This window comes from Actinophytocola sp., from assembly GCF_045807065.1.
In the GTDB taxonomy this organism is placed as follows: domain Bacteria; phylum Actinomycetota; class Actinomycetes; order Mycobacteriales; family Pseudonocardiaceae; genus Actinophytocola.
In genome coordinates, this window is record NZ_JBJMIE010000659.1 from 1 (window position 1) to 5,113 (window position 5,113).

Here is a 5,113-nt window from a genome sequence, read left to right on the forward strand (position 1 = left end):
CAGCAGGAAAAGGACATGCACAACATCAAGGACCAGCTGGTCGAGGCGAACACCACGTCTGGTGAGGCATTGCGGTCCGACGCCCTTCGGACGCTGGTGGTCGGGTCGCTGCTGGCGCTGGCCGTGCTGGTGCCGCTGTCCATGCTGGCCGGATGGCTGGTGGCCAGGCGCGCGCTGCGGCCGGTCGGCGCGATCACCGCCGCCGCGAGGCGGGCGTCGGAGCACCAGCTGGGCGAACGGCTGGCACTGCCGGGCCGTCGCGACGAGATCACCGAGCTGGCCGACACGTTCGACGACATGCTGGCCCGGCTGGAGCACGCGTTCGACGCGCAGCGCCGGTTCGTGGCGAACGCGTCGCACGAGCTGCGCACCCCGCTGGCCGTCGCCCGCACCGCGATCGACGTGACGTTGGCCAAACCGGAGCGCTCACCCGAGCAGCTGGAACGGATGGCGGCCGACGTGAACGGCGCGATGAGCCGGGCGGAACAGCTGGTGGACGGGTTGCTGACGCTGACCCGCAGCCAACACCTGGCGATCGCCGCCGAACCGGCGGACCTGGCCACCGCGGCACAGGACGCGCTGGACGGCACGGCCGACCGCGGCCTGACCGTGCGGGCCGACCTCACGGCGGCGCCCACCCTCGGCGACCGCGCCCTGATCGAGCGACTGGCGGTGAACCTGATCGACAACGCGGTGCGGCACAACGGACCGGGCGGCTGGCTGTCCGTCCACACCGGGCTCTTCGCCGGCCGCGCGGTACTCACGGTGGCCAACAGCGGCGCGGTGCTGCCGCCGCCCGTCGTGGCGGCGCTGTTCGAGCCGTTCCACCGCGCGAACGGCCGAGCCCGCAGCAGCGAGCAGGGGCTGGGCCTCGGCCTGTCGATAGTCCGCGCGGTGGCCGACGCCCACCGCGCGACCCTGACTGCGGCCGCCCGCCCGGAGGGCGGCCTGGTGGTCACCGTCTCGTTCCCGGCGTCCGCCTGACGACCTCACGGCACCGGCACGTCCCACTCGCGGCCGAGGAAGGCCGCGAGTGGGACGTTCCGCACCGAATCCGCACCCTCTTCGGTACGGGGGCCGCACGCCCGAGTACGTCGACTCGCTCGTCGACCGGCTGCTGCACCGGCCGCGCTGACCGCGGGACTGGTCACCCGCGACCGTTCCGGGCGTCAGCCCCGCGTCAGGAGCTGAAGCACCGCGAGGGCGTGACGCCCACCTCACGGCGGAACGCGGCGGTGAACGCGCTCGCGGTCCGGTACCCGACCTGCCGGCCCACCACCGTCACGGGAGTGCCCGCGGCCAGCAGCTCCAGCGCCGTGCGGACCCGCAGCCGGGTCCGCCACCGCCCGAAGCCGACCCCGGTCTCGGCCACGAACAGCCGGGACAGCGTGCGCTCACTGGCGCCCACCTCGCGGGCCCAGGCCGCCGCGTCGCGCCCGTCGGCCGGGTCGGCCACCAGTGCGTCGGCCACCCGGCGGGCCCGGTCGTCCCGCGGCCAGGTCAGCTCGCTGGACGCGACCGGCGCGGGGGTGAGCACGTCGAACAGCACGGCCTCGGCCCGGCTCCGCGCGTCGGCCGGCAACGCACTGCTGAGGTGCCCGACGAGCGCGGCGAACATCGGCGACGCGGCCAGCACCGTCGGCGCCGACCACAGCGGCGGGCACCGCTTGGGCCGCAGGTAGAGGCTGTGCAGGTCGGCGACCGAGGCACCCGCGGTCGTGTGGGCCACCTCGGCCGGGACGAACAACGCCCGGCTGGGCGGCAGCACCCACGTAGTGTCGCCGACGCCCACGGTGACGACCCCGCTGCGGGCCCAGACGAGCTGGTGGGTGGGGTGGGTGTGCGTGCGGTACCGGGTGCCGCGCCCCACCGCGAACCGCCCCACGAGCGCGACGCCCAGCGGCGGCTCGACCCACTCGACCGGATGACCGTAACGCGACATCGGGTGACAGACTACGTGGTTTCGGCCGGCCCGACCCACCCGTAGCGTCGGTCCCATGCCGATGAACGCGATTCACCGCAGGATCTGCCAGTCCGACGAGTGGGCCGAGTCGATGCGCACGCGGAAGCTGCCGTGGGCCGTCGGCGACCTGCGGCTCGACGGCGACGTGCTCGAACTCGGCCCCGGCTACGGCATCACGACCCGCTGGCTGGCCGAGCACGGCGGCCGCCTCACCGCCGTCGAGCTGGACCCGGACCTGGCGGCCGGCCTGCGCGGTCAGTTCGACGGCGAGGTCGACATCCGCGAGGCCGACGCCACCGCCCTCCCGTTCCCCGACGGCTCCTTCGACACGGTCGTCTGCTTCACGATGCTGCACCACGTGCCCTCGCCGGAGCAGCAGAACCGGCTCTTCGCCGAGGCCCGGCGGGTACTCCGCCCGGGCGGCGTCTTCGCGGGCACGGACAGCAGGACCAGCCTGCGCTTCCGCCTCATCCACATCGGCGACACGTGCGTACCGGTCAACCCCGGCACCCTCCCGGACCGCCTCACCGGCGCGGGCTTCGACCACACGACGGTGGACACCGGCAACCGCTCGATCCGCTTCCGTGCCACCGTGTGACCGGCCCCCGGGGGAGGTGGTGCGCCTGTTCGCGGCCTGGTGTCGCCTGGATGGTTGATGCGCGGCGGCGCACGGCCCTCGCCACCACCTATGGCGACCACCCGCGGCTACGCCAACTGGACGACTGAGCGGCGTTCCGCCCGATCGGACCGGTCGTTGTTGTTTCAATGAAGTCATGTTGCGTGCCACGCGGCGGGGGTTCCGCAAGCCCGCCTTCGCCATCAGCGAGGCCGGTCACCGGGTCGCGACGCTCGCCGAGCTCGGCTCGCGCGGCTGCCGGTTCGTCGTCGCGGGGCAGCACTTCCGGGTGTTCCACGAGGGGCGGACGCGGGTCACGCTCACCGGACCGGCCGGCTACGTCGCGACCGCGGACGGCGAACGCGACCGCCTGGAGTGGACGATCAGCTCCGCGGCGGGCCGGTGGGAGTTCGTGCGGGCCTGGGACTCCGCCTGGGAGCTGCACAGCGGTGGCCACCCGGTCGGCGCCGTCGAGCAGGACGGCGCCACGACCGCGCACGCCGACCTGCCGGGTGACGTCCCGCTGCCGCTGCGGGTGTTCTTCTTCTACCTGGCCCTCTGGCTCTGGGGCCGTTAGCCGGACAGCACCACCGCGATGATCCCGGCCAGGTGGGCGAGCCTCGCCACCTCGGCCGCGCGGAACTGCGGGCCGCCCGGACGCCCCACGAGCAGCACCCGCTCCGGCTTCCCCAGCGGCGTGGCGGCCAGCTCGGTGCCCAGCTCCTTCCAGGTCTCGGGCACCCAGTCCTCCTCGCCGTCCAGCACGGTCGCGCGCGCGAGCGGCAGGAACGGCAGGTCGAGCGTCTTGAGCTGCGGCGCGGCCGTGGAGGCGCACACCGTCTTCGCGGCCCCGTCCTCCGGGCCGACGACCATGGCCCACCCGGCGCGGACGATCCTCGGCACGCCCTCGGTGAAGATGGCGAGGCCCTCGTCCGGCTGCGCGGCCACCTCCTCCACCAGCTCTAACTCGCGGTGCGTGTCCAGCACACCCGCGTACGGTCGCACGGCGTCCACCTCGACGTCCTGGACCGATTCCGCGGCGGTGATCAGGACGTCGGGCAGGCGGCCCTTCGGCAGCTCGACCACGAGGTCGTCGACGGCCGTGCCGTCGCTCCGTTCCACGACGTCCACGGACAGTATGTCGGCCCCGATTCCCCCGAGAGCGGTCGCGACCGCCCCGAGCGCTCCCGGAACGTCCGGGAGCTGAACCCGGATCAGGAAGGACAACGCGAACGCCTCCCGCAACGTAGGTGCATGCCGGCCGACGATTGTCCCAGACGTCGGCAGCCGACCGGCCCGGCCGTCCATTCCCCGGGACGACCAGGTGCTACGCCCAGCTTGCCACCTGGATAACCCGTTCGTGTGTCAACACGGACCACAAATAAACTCGGCGCACACAGATAGGAGCTCTCCCGTGCCCAACATCTCCCGCGACGAGGTTGCCCACCTCGCTCGCCTCGCCAGGCTAGCCGTCACCGACGACGAACTGGACACGTTCGCAGGTCAGCTGGACGTCATCCTCCAGTCGGTGGCGCGGGTCGGTGAGGTCGCGGCCGACGACATCCCGCCGACCTCGCACGCCGTGCCGCTGACCAACGTGTTCCGTGACGACCTCGTGCGTCCCGGCCTCACACAGCAGCAGGCCCTGGCCGGCGCACCGGCCGTGGAGGACGGCAGGTTCCGGGTACCGCGGATTCTGGGAGAAGAAGCATGAATGAGTTGACACATCTCACCGCCGCCGAGCTGGCCGAGAAGATCCAGAAGAAGGAGGTCTCGGCCGTCGAGGTCGCGCAGGCCCACCTGGACCGGATCGCCGCGATGGACAAGACCGTCAACGCGTTCCTGCACGTCGACACAGAGGGCGCGCTGACCGCCGCCCGCGCCGTCGACGAGGAGGTGGCCGGCGGTCGCGAGCCCGCGTCGCCGCTGGCGGGTGTGCCGCTGGCGCTCAAGGACGTCTTCACGATGTCCGGCCTGCCGACCACGTGCGGCTCGAAGATCCTGGAGAACTGGATCCCGCCGTACGACGCGACGGTCACCCGCAAGCTCCTCGAGGCCGGCATCGTCATCCTCGGCAAGACGAACATGGACGAGTTCGCCATGGGCTCCTCCACCGAGAACTCCGCGTTCGGCCCCACCCGCAACCCGTGGGACCTCGACCGCATCCCCGGCGGCTCGGGCGGCGGCTCGTCCGCCTCGCTCGCCGCGTTCTTCTCGCCGCTGGCCATCGGCACCGACACCGGCGGCTCGATCCGCCAGCCTGCCTCGGTCACCGGCACGGTCGGGGTCAAGCCCACCTACGGCGGCGTGTCCCGGTACGGCCTCGTCGCGTTCTCCTCGTCGCTCGACCAGGGCGGGCCGTGCGCGCGGACCGTGCTCGACGCGGCCCTGCTGCACGAGGTGATCGGCGGTCACGACCCCCTCGACTCGACGTCCATCGCCGCCGCCGTCCCGCCGGTCGTCGCCGCCGCTCGCGAGGGCGCCCGCGGTGACCTGTCGGGTGTGCGGATCGGCGTGGTCGAGGAGTTCCGCGG

The 5,113-nt window shown here is 73.0% G+C and carries 7 protein-coding genes; 5 read left to right on the top strand and 2 right to left on the bottom strand.

The features are described 5' to 3' along the window. Positions 1 to 984 (top strand): sensor histidine kinase (locus ACJ73U_RS38730; RefSeq protein WP_407782751.1); only part of this gene is annotated, 984 nt, incomplete at its 5' end. A gap of 196 nt (positions 985 to 1,180) precedes the next feature. On the opposite strand, the gene ACJ73U_RS38735 is transcribed toward ACJ73U_RS38730, so the two are convergent. Next, complete coding sequence (locus ACJ73U_RS38735) at positions 1,181 to 1,942, bottom strand: AraC family transcriptional regulator (protein WP_407782752.1); 762 nt, start codon at positions 1,940 to 1,942, stop codon at positions 1,181 to 1,183. A gap of 55 nt (positions 1,943 to 1,997) precedes the next feature. On the opposite strand from ACJ73U_RS38735, the gene ACJ73U_RS38740 reads away from it, so the two are divergent. Further along, positions 1,998 to 2,561 (top strand): class I SAM-dependent methyltransferase, encoded by a 564-nt coding sequence (locus tag ACJ73U_RS38740; RefSeq protein WP_407782753.1) that lies wholly within the window; start codon positions 1,998 to 2,000, stop codon positions 2,559 to 2,561. Between the two features lie 175 nt (positions 2,562 to 2,736). Beyond that, positions 2,737 to 3,156 carry a hypothetical protein gene (locus ACJ73U_RS38745; protein WP_407782754.1) on the top strand — a complete coding sequence of 140 codons (420 nt, stop codon included), beginning with the start codon at positions 2,737 to 2,739 and terminating at the stop codon, positions 3,154 to 3,156. On the opposite strand, the gene ACJ73U_RS38750 is transcribed toward ACJ73U_RS38745, so the two are convergent. Continuing rightward, on the bottom strand, positions 3,153 to 3,806 hold the full coding sequence (locus ACJ73U_RS38750) for an amino acid-binding protein (protein ID WP_407782757.1): 654 nt from the start codon (positions 3,804 to 3,806) through the stop codon (positions 3,153 to 3,155). The genes ACJ73U_RS38745 and ACJ73U_RS38750 overlap by 4 nt on opposite strands. Before the next feature lie 187 nt (positions 3,807 to 3,993). Between ACJ73U_RS38750 and gatC the strand changes: the two genes are divergently transcribed. Next, positions 3,994 to 4,293: an Asp-tRNA(Asn)/Glu-tRNA(Gln) amidotransferase subunit GatC gene (gatC, locus tag ACJ73U_RS38755; RefSeq protein ID WP_407782755.1), complete on the top strand. Its 300-nt coding sequence runs from the start codon at positions 3,994 to 3,996 to the stop codon at positions 4,291 to 4,293. Next, a partial coding sequence (locus tag ACJ73U_RS38760) for an amidase (protein ID WP_407782756.1) occupies positions 4,290 to 5,113 on the top strand: 824 nt, incomplete at its 3' end. The genes gatC and ACJ73U_RS38760, both read left to right, overlap by 4 nt.

Bases quoted from the DNA above. Each gene is read 5' to 3' on its own strand.
- ACJ73U_RS38735 (WP_407782752.1), bottom strand. From the start codon at position 1,942: ATGTCGCGTTACGGTCATCCGGTCGAGTGGGTCGAGCCGCCGCTGGGC.
- ACJ73U_RS38740 (WP_407782753.1), top strand. From the start codon at position 1,998: ATGCCGATGAACGCGATTCACCGCAGGATCTGCCAGTCCGACGAGTGG.
- ACJ73U_RS38745 (WP_407782754.1), top strand. From the start codon at position 2,737: ATGTTGCGTGCCACGCGGCGGGGGTTCCGCAAGCCCGCCTTCGCCATC.